Genomic DNA, 20,754 nt, shown 5'->3' with positions numbered 1-20,754 from the left:
CGACCCAAATCAATTCCTTCTAAATTGGAACTCAAACATCTGAGAAACCCCATGATACTCCGATCCCAATCCCAGCATCATTCCCCAGAGAGCTATAGCTCACAAGATGTGATCTCCTATCACCCCCAAGGAGTTATTCCGATGGTGGTAGAGCAGTCAGGTCGGGGAGAAAGAGCCTTTGATATCTATTCTCGACTCTTGCGAGAGCGGATAATCTTTTTGGGAACGGCGATCGATGATATGGTGGCCGATTCAGTAGTCGCCCAGCTTCTGTTCCTAGAAGCAGAAGACCCAGAAAAAGACATTCAACTCTACATTAATTCCCCAGGGGGATCAGTGACCGCAGGAATGGCAATGTATGATACCATGCAGCAAATCCGTCCCGATGTAGTCACCATCTGCTATGGATTAGCCGCCAGTATGGGAGCCTTTCTGTTAACCGCAGGAACAACCGGAAAACGAATGTCTCTACCCAATTCTCGCATTATGATCCACCAACCTCTGGGAGGGGCCCAGGGACAAGCGGTTGATATTGAAATTCAGGCTAGAGAAATTCTGTATCATAAGAAAACTTTAAATGAATTATTGTCCCATCACACGGGTCAACCCCTAGAACGGATTACTGAAGATACAGAAAGAGATTTTTTCATGTCGGCTGAGGAAGCGAAAACCTATGGTCTAATCGATCGGGTGATTACTCAACCCCAGTCCCATCCATCCGATTCCCACCCCACTGTTTAATCAGAGGCCGCTTATGTCTAAATATGACTCCCATCTTAAATGTTCGTTTTGTGGAAAATCCCAGGAACAAGTACGGAAGTTGATCGCGGGCCCAGGGGTCTACATTTGCGATGAATGCGTGGAACTCTGTAATGAAATTCTGGATGAAGAGCTGTTTGACTCCAGTTCCACAACGGCTCCTCCCAATCCCAAACGGGGGGAACCGGCTCAGAAAAAACGGCGATCGCGCACAGCCAATTTAACCTTGGGTCAGATTCCTAAACCCAAAGAGATTAAAAATTATCTCGATGATAATGTCATTGGCCAGGAAGAAGCCAAAAAAGTGTTATCTGTGGCCGTATATAACCATTACAAGCGATTGAGTTTTATCCAGTCCAAAGCCAACGCCGGAGCCAATGGGGGAAAACCCAGTCCAGAAGACAACATAGAACTGCAAAAATCAAATATTCTCCTCGTGGGGCCCACAGGATGTGGCAAAACCCTCCTAGCCCAAACCCTAGCGGATATGCTCGATGTGCCCTTTGCTGTGGCCGATGCTACTACCCTAACGGAAGCGGGCTATGTGGGCGAGGATGTAGAAAATATTCTGCTACGACTCTTACAAGTGGCAGACTTTGATGTGGAAGAAGCCCAACGAGGTATCATCTATATCGATGAAATTGATAAAATTGCCCGCAAGAGTGAAAATCCTTCCATCACCCGTGATGTGTCCGGGGAAGGAGTCCAACAGGCCCTATTAAAAATGCTAGAGGGCACGATCGCCAATGTGCCCCCCCAAGGTGGCCGTAAACATCCTTATCAAGATTGTATCCAAATAGACACAAGTAACATTCTGTTTATCTGCGGTGGAGCCTTCGTCGGCCTTGATAAAGTGGTCAGCCAGCGTACAGGGAAAAAATCCATGGGCTTTATTCAGCCTGGAGATAGCCAACCCAAGGAAAAACGGGCGGCGGATGTACTCAAGGAATTAGAGCCAGAAGATTTGGTTAAATTTGGCATGATTCCCGAATTTATCGGCCGAATTCCCGTGTTTGCTGTGGTCGATCCCTTAGATGAAGAAGCCTTAAAATGCATCCTTACTCAGCCCCGTAATGCCCTAGTGAAACAGTATCAAAAACTGCTGAAGATGGATAATGTGGTTCTGGAATTCCGATCCGATGCAATGGCGGCGATCGCCAGAGAAGCCTATCGCCGGAAAACGGGAGCGAGAGCTTTACGAGGGATCGTCGAAGAACTGATGTTAGAAGTGATGTACGAATTGCCCTCGCGCAAAGATGTGACGCGCTGCGTGATCACCAAAGACATGGTGGAAAAGCGATCGACCGCCGAACTCCTACTTCATCCCTCCTCCTTACCCAAACCAGAATCTGCCTAGCCCTCGATCATGCCAGAGATAACAGTCCGTGGGGTTAACCACTATTATCAGTGGATAACCACCACCCCTAGTGCATCCCTTCCCCAAAAACCTGTCCTCATTTTCCTCCATGGTTGGGCCGGATCGACCCGCTATTGGGAAAGTACAGCAGAAGCCTTGAAAGAAGACTTTGACTGTCTACTTTATGACCTGCGGGGCTTTGGGCGCTCTCGACTGCCCCAAACCCCTGTAGACTTAAGCTACGCTCTGGAAGAATACGCAGAAGATCTGGCCCAACTGCTCAATCAACTGGGACTAAAACGGGTTTGGATTAACGCCCATTCTACGGGAGCTTCCATCGCCGTTCTCTTTGCCCAGAACTATCCAGAGCGGGTTGAAAAACTGATCCTCACCTGTAGTGGCATCTTTGAATACGATCGCCCCTCCTTTGAAGCCTTCCATAAATTCGGGGGCTATGTGGTCAAATTTCGCCCCCCCTGGTTAGCCAAAATTCCCCTTGCCGATCGCTTCTTTATGGCTCGGTTTCTCTGTCGTCCTATCCCTGACGAACAGCGTCAAGCCTTTCTGACTGACTTCTTGATCGCTGACTATGAAGCCGCATTAGGAACCATTTACACATCCGTCAGCGAACACATGGCCAAAACCATGCCGGTAGCCTTTTCCCAGCTCTCCATGCCCGTTTTACTCATTTGTGGAGAAAAAGACCAAATTATTCCTGCTCCCATGGGCAAAAAAGCCGCCGATTTAAATCCCAACATTCACTATCAAGTGATTGCAAAAACAGCCCATTTTCCCATGCTCGAAGATCCCCCCATTTACCTATCCTGTGTGCGCGAGTTTATGGGCTTAGGGGTTTGAGTAGCCTCTCCCCTAGTCATCAAACTTCTGATGAGCCTCAATAAAACTCTGAACGCGATCGCGATAATCGTTGAGTAAAGCGTCCACAATTTCTGGATCTTGACCATCGGCGACAATATCCACCAACGCTTCCCCCGCATCGGGCAAAATCAGTACCCAATGGCGACCATCCTTACAGAGAATTTTTACCCCATCTACCAATTCCAACTTTTCTTGATCGTGAGTTTCCACCAAATAGCGCATCACTGCCCCCTTAGCCGTCCAAGGACAGCGAATAGTGGTCATTTGATGGGCAATAGGTGGCAGTTTAGAGCGCATGGTTCCCAAAGAAATTTCCTGTAATTTCAACATCTCTATCAGCTTGGCTGTCGCAAACATAGCATCAAAACCGGGATGGAGTTGGGGAAAAATAAAGCCCATATCCCCACTGCCCCCTAACACGACATTGGGATTAGCATGACAGGCTTCCATCAAAGCGGCTGGATTAGCCTTCGTCCGAATCACCCGACCATCATGGCGATGGGCGATTTCTTCCACTGCACTCGAAGCATGGATGGGGACAACCACGCTTCCCCTCGGATGGGCGGTTAGGATCATTTGTATCATCAATGCGGTGAGCATTTCCCCTCGGATCGCCGTTCCTCTTTCGTCAATTAAGACAAACTTTTCCCCATTAGACGACACTTGTACCCCCATGGTGGCTTCTAGGGCAGCTACAACTCGGCCTAATTGATGGAGTAGGGCTTCTTGATCTTCTAGAGAGAGGGGTTTGGGGTTTAAGCTGGCATTGAGAACCACCGCATCGCAGCCAAATTTAGCCAGCAGTTGGGGTAGAACTGCGCCACTGACGGCAAAAGCATAGTCAATGACGACTTTGGAGGAAACCGTTTCAATCGCCTCTAAATTCAGATGTTTTTCAAAGGCATCCATGTAGATTTGTAGGGTTTCGGAGGTGTAAGTGACGTTGCCAATTTCATAAATGAGCGATCGCCGCATATCCTCTTTAAAAAAACAGCCTTCAATTTTCTTTTCCCTGGCTTTAGAAATATTAATCCCCTTATGATCGAGGAATTCAATCAGTAAAGAAGTGCCCCGTTCTGGGTGCAAGCGCACATGAATTCCTCCTTCTACACCTAGGGTGGGGATCACCGTACGAACAATGGGAATAGCCTTATCTTCCAGGTTTTGCACATCTACTCCCACAGACATCAACCCCGCAACCAAAGAGCGCGTCACCATGCGGGAAATGCTGCGCTGATCGCGAGAGACAGTAACTTCAGATCCCGGTGGCAACGTCGAACCATAGGCCGCACCGAGTTTAACGGCTAATTCTGGGGTGATGTCAACATTGGCTAACCCCGATACCCCCCGTTGGCCAAATAGGTTACGATGACCCACATTGCCCCAAATTAGATTCAGATTTAAGATGGCTCCGGCTTCAATTCTTTTGTGGGGCCAAACCCGTACTTGGGGAGAAACCCGTGCTTCTTCTCCTACGGTAGAGAGGGAACCGATGACGGCCCCTTCTAGAACATGAGCGCGACGGTCGATCCGGGTTCCGCGACCAATGACGCAGGCTCTCAGATGACTTTCATCACCGATAAAGGCCCCATTCCAGATAATCGGCCGTTTGAGGGTAGCATGGGAGCCGATGGTGACATTATCACCGATGATCGTTCCCGGTTCGATATGTACATGGCTACCAATGCGGCAGTTATGGCCAATTAGCACCGGGGGTTCGATATTCACGGTGGGGTCAATATAAGTATTATCTCCGATCCATAAACTTGGCGATCGCTTGGGATAGGATACCTCTAGATTAACCCGTTTGGCCAGGGCGCTATATTGGCTTTCCCGATAAGCATCTAGATGGCCGATATCACACCAATAACCCTCGGCAATGTAGCCATAGATGGGTTTACCTTGGGCTAATAGGAAAGGAAATAGATCTTTAGAAAAATCGGCTTCTTCTTTGGGGGGTAAATAATCCAGAACTTCCGGTTCTAAGATATAAATCCCCGTGTTTACGGTATCTGAGAAAACCTCACTGCTAGAGGGTTTTTCTAGAAATCTCTGAATTCGACCATCGCGGCCTGTAATCACTACGCCAAATTCTAGGGGATTAGGGACATGGGTTAAGACTAGGGTGGCTATGGACTTTTTTTGATAGTGAAAGGCGATCGCCGCACTTAAATCGAAGTCCGTGATACAATCCCCACTAATAACCAGAAAAGTTGAGCGCAGTAACTCTGCTACATTTTTGACACATCCTGCGGTTCCTAGGGGTTGGTCTTCCTCGACTGCATAGGTCATTTGAATGCCGAACTCCCGCCCATCTTGGAAGTGATTCCGCATTACATCGGGTAAGTAATAGAGTGTAGTAATAACTTCGTTAATCTGATGCTGTTTCAGTAAGCGGACAATATGCTCGGCGATCGGTCGGTTAAGGACAGGAACCATGGGCTTGGGAAGCTCACAGGTTAAAGGTCTTAGCCGGGTTCCTGAACCACCTGCCATTAGCACTGCTCTCATAAGATGCTCCTATAATGGGTAATAGGTAATAGGTGAATTAACTAAACTTAATAATAGTGACGATCAACACTTATACAATTTTGCTAAAACTGTAGCATACTCTCACTATCCTAAACAGATAGTGACTTAATGAACTTAATTGGGAGCGGTAACCATGATAAAGCTACTGATTTTTTTGGGACTCGTCGGCTATGCGATCGGAGTTTGGAAGTTTTGGAAAGGTTATTCTCGCACCAATTTTACGCCGGAATTGCCCAATAAGGTTCTCCTTTCTCTAGGTTGGCCGGTGTTGGTGTTTAATGGCTCCTATCGCCGCAATTTTAGAAAGGCTTTGAAATAATGAACAATGAACAATTAACAATGAACAATTAACAATTGATAATTATGGGTAATGGTGGTAATGGGTTCTTCCCCCATCCCCCTATCCCCCATCCCCCTATCCCCCCATTCCCCTATCTCCCTATTCAGATATGACACGCTTAAGTAATACTGCGGGTTTTGGACTGCAAAACTTCTCCACAGAGGCTCTAGAGACGCAACTAGCGGCAGTGGCGCTGCGGTTTAATCGTCAATACCAAGGAAAACCCTTTGAAGTTCCGCCGGAGGTGGAAGAAATGCCGATTTTTAGGCAATGGATGAGTGGGGAGTTAACCCCAAAAATCACCTCTGAGTTTTGGCAGGTGTGTAAGCCGAAAAAGGGGCAAAAGTGTTTGGATATTGGCTGCGGGGTGAGTTTTTTGATTTATCCTTGGCGGGAATGGGAGGCTTTGTTTTATGGCCAAGAGATTAGTAAGGAGGCAGAGGAAGCGCTGAATTCTCGCGGCCCTCAGTTAAATTCTAAGTTGTTTAAGGGGGTGAAGTTGGGGCCGGCCCATCAGTTAGACTATGATCCAGAACAGTTTGATTTGGCGATCGCCACGGGATGGAGTTGTTATTTTTCTTTGGACTATTGGCAACAGGTGATGGTGGCGGTGAAGTCGGTACTGAAGCCTGGGGGAATGCTGGTGTTTGATGTGCTAAACCCAGAGGTGGAATTGGCGGAAAATTGGGCAATTCTAGAGACCTATTTGGGGGCTGAGGTGGGTCTAGAGCCTTTAAAAGAGTGGGAACAGGTAATCCGTGCTGTGGGGGCGAAGGTGGTAAAAAAAAGCGAGGGTGAGTTGTTTCATCTCTATGCTGTTAAGTATCCATGAGGCGATCGCCAAAAATGTCTAAAGTCTGGTTAATTGGGGGGACTTCGGAAAGTCGCCAGTTGGCGCAAGGGTTGGTGGAAGCGGGGTTAGAGGGTGTGGTAACGGTAACTACTGAGTCCGCGAGATCGCTTTATCCGAATTGCCCGCAATTAACGATAAGGGTGGGGAAGTTAAAAGCATCGAGTTTAGATGAATTTCGGAGATCGCATAATATTGGTGTGATTTTAGATGCCAGCCATCCTTGGGCGCGGCAAATTTCCCAACAGGCGATCGCCTTTTCTCAATGCTCTAACATTCCCTATTTGCGCTACGAGCGCCCCCCTGTACCTGCTTCTGAGTGCGATCGGAACTTGATCTTAGATAGTTTTGCCACCCTACTGACAGGGGACTATTTGACGGATCGGCGCGTGTTTTTAACCGTTGGATCGCAACGTCTGCCCTTATTTCAACCCTGGCAACACCGGGCGACTTTATTTGCGCGGGTGCTACCATCTATCGAGTCTATTCAGGTGGCAAAAGAAGCAGGATTTAGTAGCGATCGCCTGATTGCCATCCGTCCCCCGGTTCCCGAAGCTCTGGAGTTAGCTCTATGGCAACATTGGCAAATTTCTCTGGTGGTAACCAAAGCATCTGGAAATGCAGGAGGAGAGGCAATGAAGCGTCAATTGTGCGATCGTTTAGGAATTCCCTTAATTACCATCACCCGACCGAAAATGACCTATCCCCAAGAAACTCATGATATCCAAGAAGCGATTAATTTTTGTTTATCAAAAAATTGGGTCTAAAACCCTCTCCTTATCCCCTGACCCAAAAAGGGAACGGAGAGAGTGGGATTTGAACCCACGGGACGCTGTTAACGCCCACTCGATTTCAAGTCGAGCGCATTCGACCACTCTGCCATCTCTCCAGTCACAGTTGATTAGTATAGCCCATTTTGGCCAGAGATGGGCGGGATGAATAGAGGATTTCTTCAGTCTCTATTTTGAATTGGTCATTGACCCAAACTAAGCTGGCTTGGGTAATGGTGTGGTTTTCTAGGGTAACGAGGGAGAAGTTGCGAGATTTGCCGGTGTCGGTGGTGATAATTCGGGGAACTCTAGCAGCATTGAGATAGAGTGTACCTTGATTATCCTGGGCGATCGCCTCTCTCAACTGGGCTTGAGTATGGCGCAAACGGTGATGCATATGGCCAAAGGTGACTAAGGGAATCTGTTTTCCCTGTTGTCGAGTTGCTGAGATTGCGGCCCGAAAATCCGGTTCGCCAAAGTCTCCCCCCAAAGGATTCCAATCTTTGCCACAAATATCTTCAGGTTGATTTCCCAGACCTTGGGGGCCGCAATGGCCGATAAAAATTACTGTCTCATAAGCGGTCTTCTGGGCAGCCGCAATAATTTTATTCGCAGATTCCGTAAAACTGTTTACGCCATAACGCTCTTGATAAAAGCCCCCATTTTGCCAGATGGGGCCTCCCCAACCAAAGGGCCGAGCGCCGACAACACTGAGCTGAAATTGGGGAAAATCGAGAGAATTAAAGCCCACATGGGTATTACCCAGGAGCTGAAGTTGATCGTTTACTCGGTCTTCTAATTGGCGATCGTAGGGGCATTTTTTGCGACCCCAAGGGGAGGCAGTATACCAACAATCATGGTTTCCTAAAACGATCGCCTTCGGTAAGTCTAACCCGGCGATCGCCTCTACCACCGGAATAGACTCATTGCCAAAATCACCCACAAATAAAACTAAATCCACACCTAAAGCATGTAGTGCTTGTGCATCAGCATTTTCCCATTGATCGTGTACATCTCCGACCACGGCGATCTTTAGGAAAAGTTGCTTGGCCTCATTCATGGGATTCTCTCATTAGTTCAGTTAAGTATAGTATTGAGTCTTCTAGAACGATGTCAATAGATAAGCACAAAAACTTAGCATTTTTGAAAAGATGCGCTATACTGTCCCAAACTGTTGACCAATGGTGGAATTAAGCTTATGTCAGAACAAAGCTGTCCCGTTTGTGGGGTCAAGATTCAAAAAATGGTAGGTCAGGATCGGGTTTTATTTTCCTATGGCCCCCCAGCCACTCGCGAACAACTCTGGAGCAAGGTTTGTCAGCATGTGCAAAAACCGAATTGTATTAACCGAGATCAAGGGAATATCAATTAAAAACTAAAAATTAAAATTCTTTTGTTGCGATAAAGGTACGCCGGTTCCGCCCCGTTGGACTAAGACTAATTCGGCAGCAATACTAAGGGCAATTTCTGCGGGTGTTAAGGCTCCGATATCAAGTCCAATGGGTGCATAGATTTGATTAAGTTGGTCTAAAGGAATGGCACGATCGGCGAGGGCTTTGCGGACTTTATTCACCCGTTTTGTCGATCCAATCATGCCAATATAGCGATGGGGAATCTGGTTTTGCACCAGACTGGTTATGGCTTCGAGATCGTAATCATATCCACGGGTGACCATGGCGATATAAAGGGGATGATGATAGGGCCATTGTTCTAAAATTTGAGAGATGGGATCGGTGAAGATCGATAGGGCTGAGGGGAAACGCTCAAAATTGGCCCATTGGGGGCGATCGTCTTGAATGGTAATTTGAAAGCCTAAGAATGGGGCAATTTGTGCCAGTTTTTCGCCCACATGACCTGCACCGATAATTAATAGTAAGGGGGGTGGTTCTATGAGGTCTATAAATCCTGGTTCTGGGGAAATTTGGGGATGATTTTCAGTGAGAAGATGGGGAGATAAACCGGGAGAAAAGGGAGTGAACAGACGTACAGCATGACCCTGATTAAGAGCATCTAGGATAGCTTGGGTGAGGGCGATCGCCGCTTCACCTGACCATTTTGCCACCCACACCTGCATTTGTCCCCCACAAACCCCCTCAGCGGGGCGCTGAACTGCACCGGATAGATCGACGATCGCCTTTTGCGGATTGCCCGATGCGAGAACCTGCGCCATGATCCTTAAAACCTTCGCTTCTCCCGCTCCTCCACCAATGGTATCCAACAGCGTCCCATCCCCACAGAGCGCCATTTTCGCCCCCACTTCCCTCGGCACAGAGCCAATCGTTTTGGTGACAGTGGCGATCGCCACATCTCCCCTTTGCAATAGATTCCGTAACTGTTGATAAAATTGCAGTGACATCGTTGTTATCTAGACTGTCCCTTGTCTTATCTCTCCGATTGTATATAGCATTTTCATCACATTTACAACGGTTGCCCTCATCCCCTAACCCCTTCTCCCACGGGAGAAAGTCCCTCTCCTCTGGGAGAGGGATATAGGGAGAGGGCGTTTCAAGTCAAAATACTCCAGCGATTACCCATCACATGATTGAAGCTCTGCAAATTAATGCTCAACGGCTCCAAGATAGCCTAGAAGAACTGGCAAAAATTGGGCAAAAAGGCGATCGCAGTATTTGTCGTCTCGCCTTTTCCGACGAAGATCTACAAGCACGTTCCCTAGTCCATCAGTGGATGGAAGAAGCCGGAATGAAAGTGCGAGTCGATAGTGCCGGAAACCTGCGCGGAACCTATCCCGGAAAACAGCCCCATCTTCCCGTCTTAGCCACCGGTTCCCATCTCGATACTGTCCCCTCTGGCGGCAAATTTGATGGAGCCTTCGGAGTCATCGCCGGAATTGAAATCATTAGAGTTTTAAACGATCATCAACACCATCTCAATCATCCCCTAGAAGTGATCGTATTCACCGATGAAGAAACCACTATGATCGGTTGTAAATCCCTTTCTGGAACCGCATCTCTTAACCCAGAAGACTATCAAACTAAAGTCAATCTTTCCATCATTGATGCCTTAGAAAAAATAGGCGGAAATTGGCACAACTTAACCCAAAGCAAACAAACCCGCCAAGACATCGCCGCCTTTATAGAATTGCATGTCGAACAAGGAGCCGTCCTAGAAAAACTAGGGAAACAAATTGGCATTGTCCAAGGCATTGTCGGACAACAACGCCATACCATCACCGTCAAAGGTGAGGCCAACCATGCCGGAACCACCCCCATGAATATGCGTCAAGATGCCCTCACTGCTGCTGCTCGCATTGTCCTAGCTGTCGAACACTTAGCCCAATCTACTCCCGGCGATCCAGTTGCTACCGTTGGCTCATTTCAAGTCTTTCCTAATGCCCCTAATATTATTCCAGGTTTAGTCAAAATGACCGTCGATATTCGCGATTTAAATCAGCAAAATTTGAACCATTTAGTCACTAACTTAAAAACCCAATTAGAGCAAATTTCTACCACTACAGAAACTCAAATTACCATCGAACCCCTATTAAATCTTCAACCCACCCTAGCCTCCCCCAAAATTCAACAACACATCACCACCGTTTGCCAAGAATTAGGATTAACCCATCTCTCCCTACCCAGTCGCGCTAGTCATGATGCCCAAGAATTGGGACGCTGCACCGATATGGGCATGATTTTTGTGCCCTCTCAAGGGGGAATTAGCCATTCACCAGAGGAGTATACCGCCCCTCAAGATTGTGTGCAAGGGGCAATGGTTTTATTGCATACATTGCTAAAATTGGATCGAGAGTATACAGGGCTTCGCGCTGTATTGGAGGAATAGGGGAATGGGGGCGATACTTTATGTAATAGAGAAAGACGTTAATATAAACTAATTTCTAGAAAATTTACCTCAAAATTATGTATCATCTCAAAGCAATTATTATTGGTGCTGGCATCGGGGGATTAACCACCGGAATTGCCCTCAAACAAGCCAGATATGACGTTGAAATTTATGATAAGGTACAGGAATTTCGCCCAGCCGGTGCGGGGATTTCGTTATGGTCAAATGGGATTAAAGTCCTCAATCAGTTAGGATTAGGTGAAGAAATTGCTAAAATGGGTGGCAGGATGAATCGGATGGAGTACCGCACCCATCAGGATAACCGATTAAATTCGATTGATTTACATCCCTTGATTGCCCAAGTTGGACAGCGCCCCTATCCCGTTGCGCGAACAGATTTACAAGCTTTATTATTGCAAGCAGTTGGCGAAGAAAATGTTACGCTCAATTGTAAATGTGTGAATGTTTTCGAGGATGAACAGGGGATAACTGCTACTTTTGAAGATGGCAGAACTACCCGTGGAGATCTATTAATTGCTGCTGATGGAATTCACTCCATGATTCGTCCGATAGTGACAGGAGAAAGCAGCGAACCTCGATATGCAGGATATGTTAATTGGAATGGTTTAGTTGAGGCAAAGGGGCAAGAGATCGATCCAGATTGTTGGGTGATTTATGTCGGAGAAGGTAAACGGGCTTCGATGATGCCCATAGGAGGCGATCGCTTCTATTTTTTCTTTGGGTGTCCCATGGAAAAAGGGACAGCAGTTGCCCCAGAAAATCGCCAACAGGAATTAGCAGAAATTTTTAGCGGTTGGGCAAGTCCCGTACAAAGATTAATTCAAACCCTGAATCCTTTAGAAACTAATCGATTAGAAATTCATGATTTAAATCCCTTAAATAGTTTAGTTAAAGGACGGATCGCTTTACTTGGAGATGCTGCTCACGCAACCACCCCTACGTTAGGTCAAGGAGGTTGTCAAGCGATGGAGGATGCGGTGGTTTTATGTCGCTATTTAGTGACCACGAATGTGAGTGTAGAAGATGCTCTGCAACGATATGAACTTGCCCGTAAATCTCGCACATCGGAATTAGTATTAAAGGCAAGAAAGCGTACCGACACCATTTATGGTAAGGATATGGCAATTACTCAAGAATGGTATGATTCTTTAAGCCAAGAATCTGCCAGTGATGTCATTAATGCTTTAGCTAAGGTAATTTTAGCGGGGCCTTTTAATTAAATGATGCCTAAAATACAGCGCCAAGTGCTGTAAAAGCAAGCAGCTTGTCCAGAAGAACAAGCTGCCAATTGATAAAGCTAGGTGAAAGGGATGGGAAAACCTTCCATGGGTAATTACATCATACCCATGCCGCCCATACCACCCATACCACCCATACCACCCATGCCACCCATGCCGCCCATATCAGGAGCAGCAGATTTGGGTTCGGGTTTTTCAACAACTAACGCTTCAGTGGTTAAAACCATTCCGGCGATGGAGCCAGCATTTTGAATGGAAGAGCGAACGACTTTGGCGGGGTCAATAATACCGGCGGCAATCATGTCTACATATTCACCAGTGGCGGCATTGTAGCCCACATTAAATTCGGTTGTCTGTACATGGGAGACAACGACGGAGCCTTCAACGCCAGCGTTATCGGCAATTTGACGTAGGGGAGCCGCTAAGGCGCGAGCCACAATATCTGCACCAATTTGCTCTTCAGGGTTTAATTGAGCTTTGAGTTCTTCGACTTTGTTGGACAGGTGAATTAAGGTGGTTCCGCCTCCGGGAACAATGCCTTCGTCAACGGCTGCTTTGGTGGCGTTGAGTGCGTCTTCGATGCGAAGTTTGCGGTCTTTGAGTTCGGTTTCGGTGGCTGCACCTACTTTAATGACGGCAACCCCACCAGCGAGTTTAGCGATGCGCTCTTGCAGTTTTTCTTTGTCGTAGTCAGAGTCGGTTTCTTCGAGTTGACGACGAATTTGGGCGATGCGCTTTTCGACATCTGCTTGGGTGTCGTTTTCGGCAACGATCACGGTGCTGTCTTTGTCGATGCTGATTTTGCGGGCGGTTCCTAGCATGTCTAGGGTGGCGGTGTCAAGACTGAGACCGACTTCTTCGGAAATGACTTGACCTCCGGTTAATACGGCAATGTCTTGCAGCATTTGTTTGCGGCGATCGCCAAATCCCGGTGCTTTAACGGCGGCAGCATTGAGTACCCCTCTGGCTTTATTGACCACTAGAGTCGCCAGGGCTTCCCCTTCAATGTCTTCAGCCATGATCAACAGGGGTTGACCCGCTCTAGCCACTTTTTCTAAAACGGGAACCAAATCTTGAATGGAGCTGATTTTCTTGTCGGTGAGCAGAATTTTGGCGTTGTCGTATTCCACCGTCATCTGATCGCTATTGGTGATGAAATAGGGGGACAGGTAACCGCGATCGATTTCCATCCCTTCAACCACTTCTAGCTCAGTGAGCAAGGATTTGGATTCTTCAACAGTGATTACCCCATCTTTGGTTACCGCTTCCATGGCTTTGGCAATCATTTCCCCCACTTCTTCGTCATTACCCGAAGAAACCGTGGCAACTTGGGCGATTGCATCTCCTTCTACAGGCTTGGCAACGGCAGCAATTTCTTTGACTAAATGAGCGATGGTTTTTTCAATTCCCCGACGTAGCGCCACGGGGTTTGCGCCAGCGGCCACATTTTTTAGTCCTTCCTTCACCATGGCTTGAGCTAAAACGGTGGCGGTGGTGGTTCCATCTCCAGCCGTATCTTTGGTTTTGGAAGCGACTTCCCGGATCAGTTGCGCTCCGGTATTTTCTAGAGGATCTTCGAGTTCAATTTCTTTAGCTACGGTAATCCCATCATTAATAATTTGGGGCGCACCATATTGCTTTTCTAAAAGCACATTCCGACCTTTAGGGCCGAGGGTAATGCGGACGGCATCCGCTAGGGCGTTTACACCTTTTTCTAAGGCTTTGCGCGATTCTTCCTTAAATGAGACGATTTTAGCCATACACCTTTAGGGTTAGGTTTACCTGATATCATTCAGCCACTTTAGCACTCTGGTTTAGAGAGTGCTAACCTCTTCCACATATATCAGGTTTGGGTGAAGTTTCGAGGTAGGGATATCCACACATGGGTGGGGGTGGGAAGATGGGGAGATTGCTTTTTCCCCATTACTTATTACTCATTCCTTTAATGTCCGTCCCGTTGCTAAGAGATCGGTGGCGGCTGTTGGTGTAAGGGGTCGTGAGAACAAGTAACCCTGTCCTAATTCACAGCCAAGAGTTTTAAGCCAGGCTAACTGTTCTTCCATTTCGATACCTTCGGCGATCGCCCCTAACTGCAACTGATCGCTTAGACTCACTACCGCTTGTACAATCTTATAGTTTTTCTCCCCTGGCTGCATTTTGCCCACAAAAGATTGGTCAATTTTCAGATAGTCAGCAGGCAGGTTATAAAGATAACTCAGGGAAGAATACCCAGTCCCAAAATCATCAATACTGATGCGAATCCCCAAATCTCTCAATTGTCCCAGCCGGTTAATTGTTGTTTCGATATCTTCAACCAACAAGCTCTCGGTAATTTCTAACGTTAATGAGGTGGCTGGCAACTGAGTGCGAGTGAGGATTTCTCGAATCATTTCAACTAAAGTCGATTGGCGTAAATCTTGTCCCGAAAGATTGATACTGATTCTGAGATCCTCCATATCTGGGAATTGGCGTTGCCAGCTTGCCACTTGCTCGCAGGCTGACTGTAAGATCCATTGGCTAATCAACCCAATTAATCCGGTTTCTTCGGCGATGGGAATAAAATCAGCAGGGGAAATAAAGCCTCGCATCGGGTGCTGCCAACGGATGAGAGACTCAAACCCGACGATCCGTCGGGTATTAAGATCGACAATCGGTTGGTAATAGGGGATGAATTCCTGCCGGTCGATGGCAACCCGCAGGTCATGCTCCAGGGTCATGCGTTTGACTGCTTGGACATGCATTTGGGCATCAAAAATTTCGTATCGATTGCGACCTTTTGATTTAGCTCGATAGAGGGCAATATCAGCATCTCTTAGCAGCTCGCTGGGTTCGTTATAATCCTTTGTACCCCAGACAATACCGATGCTGGTGGTGACAAAGATGCTATAGCTGTCGATCTCTGTAGCCGGATTAAATTCAGCTAATAGACGTTCAGCGATATGGATAACGGCGGGTAGGTCGGGAATCTGTTCTATGAGAATGACAAATTCATCCCCACCCAAACGAGCGGCTACATCTGTGGGTCGAATCATCCTTTGCAGTTTTTGGGCAACAGACAGTAATAACCGATCGCCCACTAGGTGACCCATGCTATCATTAATTACCTTAAATTGATCCAGATCGAGAAACAGCACGGCAAAATGATAGGTCGGCGATCGCTTTGTTCTTTGAATCGATAACTCCAATCGGCTGTTGAGTAGGGTGCGATTGGGTAAATCCGTCAGGGTATCATGGAGGGCACTGTAAACTAATTGTTTTTCTGCCTCTTGGCGATCGCTGATATCTAGATTCGCTCCAATCACTCGCACCGGTTTCCCTTGAGCATCTCGCTGCACGATCGCATAGCCTTCAATATAGCGAATTGTACCATCAGGCCAGACGACTCGAAATTCACAATTAAAATCTTTCTCTCCATTCACCGCTTGTTGCAAAGCAGTTCGAGAAGCTAGCAAATCATCGGGATGAATCCTTGCTTCCCAAGCTTCATAGATTTGACTAAAATCTCCAGGATTGATGCCATAGAGTTCAAACATACGGTCATCCCAAATGAGGCGATCTCTGACCAAATCCCACTCCCAAATCCCCATCTTTGCCGAGCGAGTGGCTAACTCTAATCGGTTAGTTAAATCCTGAAGTTGAATTTCCACCACTTTGCGATCGCTCACATCCAGAATGAGCGTATGCCACAGCAGAGAACCATCTGGGTTCTGGATCGGCTGACCCATTCCCTCTAGCCATTTGCGGCGACCCGACGGGGTAGTAATGCGCCATTGGCAATTCCAGGTTTGTAGGGTTTTAGCCGACTCCATCACCGAAGCTTGCATGGCAGGTAAATCTTCTGGATCGACCATCTCCCAAAGAACGCTGGCATTTTCCTCCACTACATGAGCTTCTATTTCCCAAAGCTGATAACAACCCGGACTCATGTACAGCACTGTATCCGTGCCGTCAGGATACAAAATGTAGCGAAATATTGCTCCTGGCACATTAGCGGCTATATTTTTAAAGTTAGCCTCGCTTTCCTTTAATACAGCGAACGAGGCCTGCATCTGTTCAGTCATCTGCATGAAGGAGTGACTTAACTGGTTCACTTCGCGGATGTGACCGATTCTTATATCTTCTGGGAGAGACAGTAGGGAATTTTGGCTCATCTCCTTTGCCATCCGGTTGAGGCACAACAAAGGTTCTGTAATCCAGCGAGCTGTCAGAATGCTAGAGACTGTTGCTAGAACTAATGCTCCTAGACATAGCCAAAGGATGTAACGGGTATTAGTATCAATCTGGGCCATCAGCTCAGATTCTGGCACGACAATGACAATCAGCCAATCCAACCCCAGAGCCTTCGGAATGGGCGTAATTTTAACCAATTCCCGTTTTCCATTGGCGATAAATTCTCTGTATTCGACTTGCTCAATTTGACGGAAATGACTCAATTGCTCGATCAGATATTCTGTGGTTTGCCGAACTCGTCCATTGCGACTGTCTATAGCCTTCATTCGCGGCTGAGTTTGGCCCTGTACAGTGGAGTAGATTGAAGAGGGGGGTTCACCCGTGGAGGAGGCCACCAAATCCCCGGTAGTATTGATGATAAAAATTTGACCCGATCGCCCCATCTCCAGTTGTGCTAAAAAATCACGGATTGGCCAGAGTGAGAGAGTGGTCTGGATGACTCCCATCGGTTGGTTCGTTTTAGGGTCATAAATGGGACTAGCTGCACGCAGGATATTCAAGGGTGGCTCCAAGTTGGCTTCGTCTGTCCAGATCAACTGTCCAGCCCTTAGCGCATCTCGATACCAGGGACGATTTTTAAGGTCAAAGTGATCGACTCGGATCGGTTTTCCGCGATCGCCTTCTCCGGAGATCTCATAGGTCTGGAGCTGGGTTTGGCCGGGGTCAACGGCTCGGATGACCCATTGCCCATCTGCGGTCACTTCAACCGCCATAAATTGCCCGGTTTCGTAACCAACGGCCGTCATGCATAAGCCCTGATGATGGTGCATTTGATGCCAAAGATACCGAGTTAAAAGATTGAAGTTGGTTAAATCGATCGAGTTTAAATTTTGACTAGCGAGGGTATCTGCAATTATATCTTCAGGAATCTGGGTATATTCATCAATATACTCTACCGTTCTGGCCGTAATTTGATTCCAAAGATCGTTGGCAACCCGCTCGACTGCTTTTTGTCCATTCCGAATTGAAAGCCATGCCGTCAGACCCACTGCTGCTGTAATCTGTATCACAAAAAAAACAATGAGAATCATTCTTAAGGGAGTGTTGGCTAACAAACGATGGTACATTTTGCTCTTTCCTTAGCAGTGACTTGGCTCCTCTGTAGAGTCGCGATCAGATGTTTGCGATCGCAAGCTGATGGCAAGGCTAACTTTAATTCCCCCAATACAGCGCGAAGCGCTGTATTGGGGGAAGAGGGGAATGAGTTCGCGAATCGCCGACTCAATAAGACTTTGATCTATTCTAGCTATCTTCAAAAATAGCCTAATTATCCCTCATAACAGCGTTAAGTGCTATATTCTGGATCGATCACCTTAATGCACCTTTAATACCAATCGATCGGCTTTGAAGTTTATTTTAATACGGTAGGGGATAAAAAAATTCCTATTCGTCTTGCTGCTTACAGCTTTGACGATCGCCAGAATTCCAAAATGGCTGTCGCGGCGCGATCGCATACTCCAGGTTCTCCCAGTGCTTGGCGCATTTGTGCATAGCCTTGTCGGGTTTCTTGGCGGATCTGGGGATTTAATAAGAGATTTAACGCGCTTTGGCTAATGGCTTCCGCAGTCGCCTGTTCTTGGAGAAATTCCGGGACAATGGGTTTCATTTCTACTAAATTGGCAGGAGAAATATAGGGTAAAGAGAGCTTGACAATATGGCGAGCGATCCAAGCTGTCAAGGCATTTAAGCGATACATTACCACCTGGGGCACATCTAAGAGAGCCAATTCCAAATTCACCGTACCCGATTTACAAATTGCCAAATCTGCACCGGCTAAAACCTCCCGTACTTGGTCATCCACAAGGGTGGCATTCAGTCCAAAATGGGCGATCGCCCTTTCAATGGGTTCTCGAAACTCTGGTAGAGACAAGGGAATCCAAAATTGAATCTCTGGGAGTTTTTGCTGAATTTTTTGTGCCCCTGCAAACATCACCGGCATTAAATACTTAATCTCTTGGCGACGGGAAGCGGGCATTAAGGCGATCGCCTTTTGATCCTCTCCAATGCCCAACTTAGCACGAGCCTGCTCGCGGGAGGGGAATCCTTGCATTCGGTCAATCAAGGGATGTCCCACCCAATTAACATTAACCTGATGCTCCCGAAAATAGCGTGCCTCTTCTGGGAAAATCGCCAGCAATAAATCCGTAATTTCGACTACCTTTTGAGTATTCCGTTGATTCTGAGACCAAACCCAGAGTTGGGGGGCAATATAATACACAATCGGCACTTGAGGTAAATGGCGGCGCAAATAGCCCCCTATACTCAAATTCGGCCCCATATAATCAATCAAAATCGTCAAATCCGGAGGATTTTGTCGTAAATAACGCTTCACTTGCTCCTGAATTTTCAGCGTAGGCAACACAAAAGGGAGAGCCTCGAAAAGTCCTACAGAACCAATTCCCATAGTTTGACCGAGCAATGTTGCCCCCGCATCAGCCATGCGCTGCCCCCCCAAGGCCAAAATTTCCAGATCTAAACCTTGTTGGCGACCTTGACGGAGCAAGGCTTCCACTAAAAGAGCGCCCTGCAAATCCCCTGAAACTTCACCGGTACTGATAAAAATAGTGGTCATGGGAAGGGAATAGGGAATAGGGAATAGAGAATAGGGAATAGGCTATTCAGCCTTATTCCCTGGAATGGGGCCTCGACGGCCTGGGTCAGTTATGGATTGATGCAGGAATTGCTGTAGGTGGCGTAATGGTTCGGTTTCCGGTAAAGTGCTTAACTGTTCTATTGCTCTCATGAAGGTCATCTCAGATCGATAGAGTATTCGATAGGCTTGTTTGAGGAGGCCAAAATCCTCCTGAGTTAATCCAGAACGTTTTAAGCCGATGGCATTGAGCGATCGCACCCTAGCTGGATTTCCCTCTACCGTCATATAAGGGGGCACATCGCGATCGATCCGACTCATGCCGCCCACCATCGCCATTTTGCCAATATGGACAAACTGGTGAACCCCTAACAGGCCGCTAATTCTAGCCTTGGATTCCACCACCACATGGCCGGCAAAACCCGTATAATTAGCCACGACCACCTCATTTTCGATCGCGCAGTTGTGGGCCACATGCACATAACCCATCAATAAATTGCGATCGCCGATAATCGTCGCTTCATCCGGCCCCGTAGCCCGATTAATGGTCACATATTCCCGGATACAATTATCATTACCAATTCTGACCCAAGTTTGGGCCCCATCATATTTGAGATCTTGGGGAGCCAAGCCAATAGCCGCTCCCGTGAAAATTTCATTTCTTTCTCCAATCTCCGTCCATCCGTCTAACACCACATGGGGGCCGATGGTTGTATTTGCCCCAATGGTCACATTTTCTCCAATTACGGCATAGGGGCCAACGCTCACCGTTGGATGAACCTTAGCACCACTTTTGATGACAGCCGTTGGATGAATTAGGGTGGTCATATCTCCCCCATTCTGTTTAATCTTGTCTCTAAAAACCAATAATTAATTACTCTTGACTGAGAATAGAAAATTTAAGTTCTCCTTCTACGGCCAAATCACCATTGACTTCTATTTTGCCTTGCATTACTGCAAATCCGGCTTTTAGGCGAGTTTTCGTAATTTCTGCCGTAATGATTAGCTGGTCTCCGGGAACGACAGGACGGCGGAACTTGACCCTATCGATACCCGCAAAGGCAAATAATCCCGCCGGAAAATCTGGCATTTGCACCACCACAATCCCCCCGACTTGGGCGATGGCTTCGACCATTAATACCCCTGGCATAATGGCACGGCCGGGAAAATGCCCTTGAAATTGGGGTTCATTGAACGTGACATTTTTCAGTCCCACGGCCCGCTTACCCGGCTCATAGGCAATAATCCGATCAACTAGAGCGAAGGGATAGCGATGGGGAATGAGTTGATGAATCTCTTCCACGCTAAAAACGATGTTTGTCGGATCGAGAGCCAAGGTTTCTGGGCTGGTTTGGGTTTCTGTGGACATGGGTTTAGACAATCAACAATA

18 protein-coding genes and 1 tRNA gene are annotated in these 20,754 nt (G+C 47.3%); 10 read left to right on the top strand and 9 right to left on the bottom strand.

Translation table 11 applies throughout. The annotated features are described in order from the left end of the window. Window positions 1-54: 54 nt before the first annotated feature. From clpP to AC3FZD_RS04780, 3 genes are read left to right on the top strand one after another with little or no spacing between them, the layout of a single operon-like run. Window positions 55-741: an ATP-dependent Clp endopeptidase proteolytic subunit ClpP gene (gene clpP, locus AC3FZD_RS04790; protein WP_488740267.1), complete on the top strand. Its 687-nt coding sequence runs from the start codon at window positions 55-57 to the stop codon at window positions 739-741. A gap of 13 nt (window positions 742-754) precedes the next feature. After that, entirely contained in the window at window positions 755-2,116 is a 1,362-nt protein-coding gene (gene clpX / locus AC3FZD_RS04785) for an ATP-dependent protease ATP-binding subunit ClpX (protein WP_488739033.1), read from the top strand. Window positions 2,117-2,125: 9 nt separating this feature from the next. Beyond that, window positions 2,126-2,974, top strand: a complete 849-nt coding sequence (locus AC3FZD_RS04780; RefSeq protein WP_488739032.1) for an alpha/beta fold hydrolase — start codon at window positions 2,126-2,128, stop codon at window positions 2,972-2,974. A 12-nt stretch (window positions 2,975-2,986) separates the two neighbouring features. On the opposite strand, the gene AC3FZD_RS04775 is transcribed toward AC3FZD_RS04780, so the two are convergent. Next, window positions 2,987-5,506 (bottom strand): mannose-1-phosphate guanyltransferase, encoded by a 2,520-nt coding sequence (locus AC3FZD_RS04775; protein ID WP_488739031.1) that lies wholly within the window; start codon window positions 5,504-5,506, stop codon window positions 2,987-2,989. A 154-nt stretch (window positions 5,507-5,660) separates the two neighbouring features. Here AC3FZD_RS04775 and AC3FZD_RS04770 point away from each other — a divergent pair, with 154 nt between their 5' ends. The 3 genes from AC3FZD_RS04770 (at window position 5,661) to AC3FZD_RS04760 (ending at window position 7,484) form a co-directional block, all read left to right on the top strand. Next, on the top strand, window positions 5,661-5,846 hold the full coding sequence (locus AC3FZD_RS04770; RefSeq protein WP_488739030.1) for a hypothetical protein: 186 nt from the start codon (window positions 5,661-5,663) through the stop codon (window positions 5,844-5,846). A 130-nt stretch (window positions 5,847-5,976) separates the two neighbouring features. After that, a complete protein-coding gene (locus tag AC3FZD_RS04765) occupies window positions 5,977-6,699 on the top strand; it encodes a class I SAM-dependent methyltransferase (protein WP_488739029.1) in 723 nt (240 codons plus the stop codon). 14 nt (window positions 6,700-6,713) lie between these two features. Beyond that, on the top strand, window positions 6,714-7,484 hold the full coding sequence (locus tag AC3FZD_RS04760; protein WP_488739028.1) for a cobalt-precorrin-6A reductase: 771 nt from the start codon (window positions 6,714-6,716) through the stop codon (window positions 7,482-7,484). A gap of 34 nt (window positions 7,485-7,518) precedes the next feature. Here AC3FZD_RS04760 and AC3FZD_RS04755 read toward each other — a convergent pair. Together AC3FZD_RS04755 and AC3FZD_RS04750 are read right to left on the bottom strand one after the other, a co-directional pair. Continuing rightward, window positions 7,519-7,606, bottom strand: a tRNA-Ser gene (locus tag AC3FZD_RS04755). Window positions 7,607-7,608: 2 nt separating this feature from the next. Beyond that, a complete protein-coding gene (locus AC3FZD_RS04750; RefSeq protein ID WP_488739027.1) occupies window positions 7,609-8,547 on the bottom strand; it encodes a TIGR04168 family protein in 939 nt (312 codons plus the stop codon). 138 nt (window positions 8,548-8,685) lie between these two features. Between AC3FZD_RS04750 and nblD the strand changes: the two genes are divergently transcribed. After that, entirely contained in the window at window positions 8,686-8,859 is a 174-nt protein-coding gene (gene nblD, locus AC3FZD_RS04745) for an NblD family protein (protein WP_488739026.1), read from the top strand. Between the two features lie 3 nt (window positions 8,860-8,862). Here the strand turns inward: nblD and AC3FZD_RS04740 are convergent, their stop codons facing one another. Next, window positions 8,863-9,843 carry an XdhC family protein gene (locus tag AC3FZD_RS04740; protein ID WP_488739025.1) on the bottom strand — a complete coding sequence of 327 codons (981 nt, stop codon included), beginning with the start codon at window positions 9,841-9,843 and terminating at the stop codon, window positions 8,863-8,865. Between the two features lie 182 nt (window positions 9,844-10,025). Between AC3FZD_RS04740 and AC3FZD_RS04735 the strand changes: the two genes are divergently transcribed. Together AC3FZD_RS04735 and hpxO are read left to right on the top strand one after the other, a co-directional pair. Next, complete coding sequence (locus tag AC3FZD_RS04735; RefSeq protein ID WP_488739024.1) at window positions 10,026-11,285, top strand: Zn-dependent hydrolase; 1,260 nt, start codon at window positions 10,026-10,028, stop codon at window positions 11,283-11,285. A 77-nt stretch (window positions 11,286-11,362) separates the two neighbouring features. Then, a complete protein-coding gene (gene hpxO, locus AC3FZD_RS04730) occupies window positions 11,363-12,526 on the top strand; it encodes an FAD-dependent urate hydroxylase HpxO (protein WP_488739023.1) in 1,164 nt (387 codons plus the stop codon). A 113-nt stretch (window positions 12,527-12,639) separates the two neighbouring features. Here the strand turns inward: hpxO and groL are convergent, their stop codons facing one another. Then, window positions 12,640-14,304 (bottom strand): chaperonin GroEL, encoded by a 1,665-nt coding sequence (groL, locus tag AC3FZD_RS04725; RefSeq protein WP_488739022.1) that lies wholly within the window; start codon window positions 14,302-14,304, stop codon window positions 12,640-12,642. Between the two features lie 174 nt (window positions 14,305-14,478). Continuing rightward, window positions 14,479-17,841, bottom strand: a complete 3,363-nt coding sequence (locus AC3FZD_RS04720) for a bifunctional diguanylate cyclase/phosphodiesterase (protein ID WP_488739021.1) — start codon at window positions 17,839-17,841, stop codon at window positions 14,479-14,481. Between AC3FZD_RS04720 and AC3FZD_RS04715 the strand changes: the two genes are divergently transcribed. Further along, window positions 17,833-18,036: a hypothetical protein gene (locus tag AC3FZD_RS04715; RefSeq protein WP_488739020.1), complete on the top strand. Its 204-nt coding sequence runs from the start codon at window positions 17,833-17,835 to the stop codon at window positions 18,034-18,036. The genes AC3FZD_RS04720 and AC3FZD_RS04715 overlap by 9 nt on opposite strands. Before the next feature lie 137 nt (window positions 18,037-18,173). Here AC3FZD_RS04715 and lpxB read toward each other — a convergent pair whose 3' ends face one another. From lpxB to fabZ, 3 genes are read right to left on the bottom strand one after another with little or no spacing between them, the layout of a single operon-like run. Next, complete coding sequence (gene lpxB / locus AC3FZD_RS04710; protein ID WP_488739019.1) at window positions 18,174-19,346, bottom strand: lipid-A-disaccharide synthase; 1,173 nt, start codon at window positions 19,344-19,346, stop codon at window positions 18,174-18,176. A gap of 42 nt (window positions 19,347-19,388) precedes the next feature. After that, the gene (gene lpxA / locus AC3FZD_RS04705; protein ID WP_488739018.1) at window positions 19,389-20,192 is read right to left on the bottom strand and encodes an acyl-ACP--UDP-N-acetylglucosamine O-acyltransferase; all 804 of its coding nucleotides are present in this window, start codon (window positions 20,190-20,192) and stop codon (window positions 19,389-19,391) included. A gap of 46 nt (window positions 20,193-20,238) precedes the next feature. Then, window positions 20,239-20,733 (bottom strand): 3-hydroxyacyl-ACP dehydratase FabZ, encoded by a 495-nt coding sequence (gene fabZ / locus AC3FZD_RS04700; RefSeq protein WP_488739017.1) that lies wholly within the window; start codon window positions 20,731-20,733, stop codon window positions 20,239-20,241. Between the last annotated feature and the right edge of the window lie 21 nt (window positions 20,734-20,754).

The organism is Roseofilum sp. KMC-1, from assembly GCF_057802075.1.
This window is presented reverse-complemented; position numbering and strand designations above follow the sequence as displayed.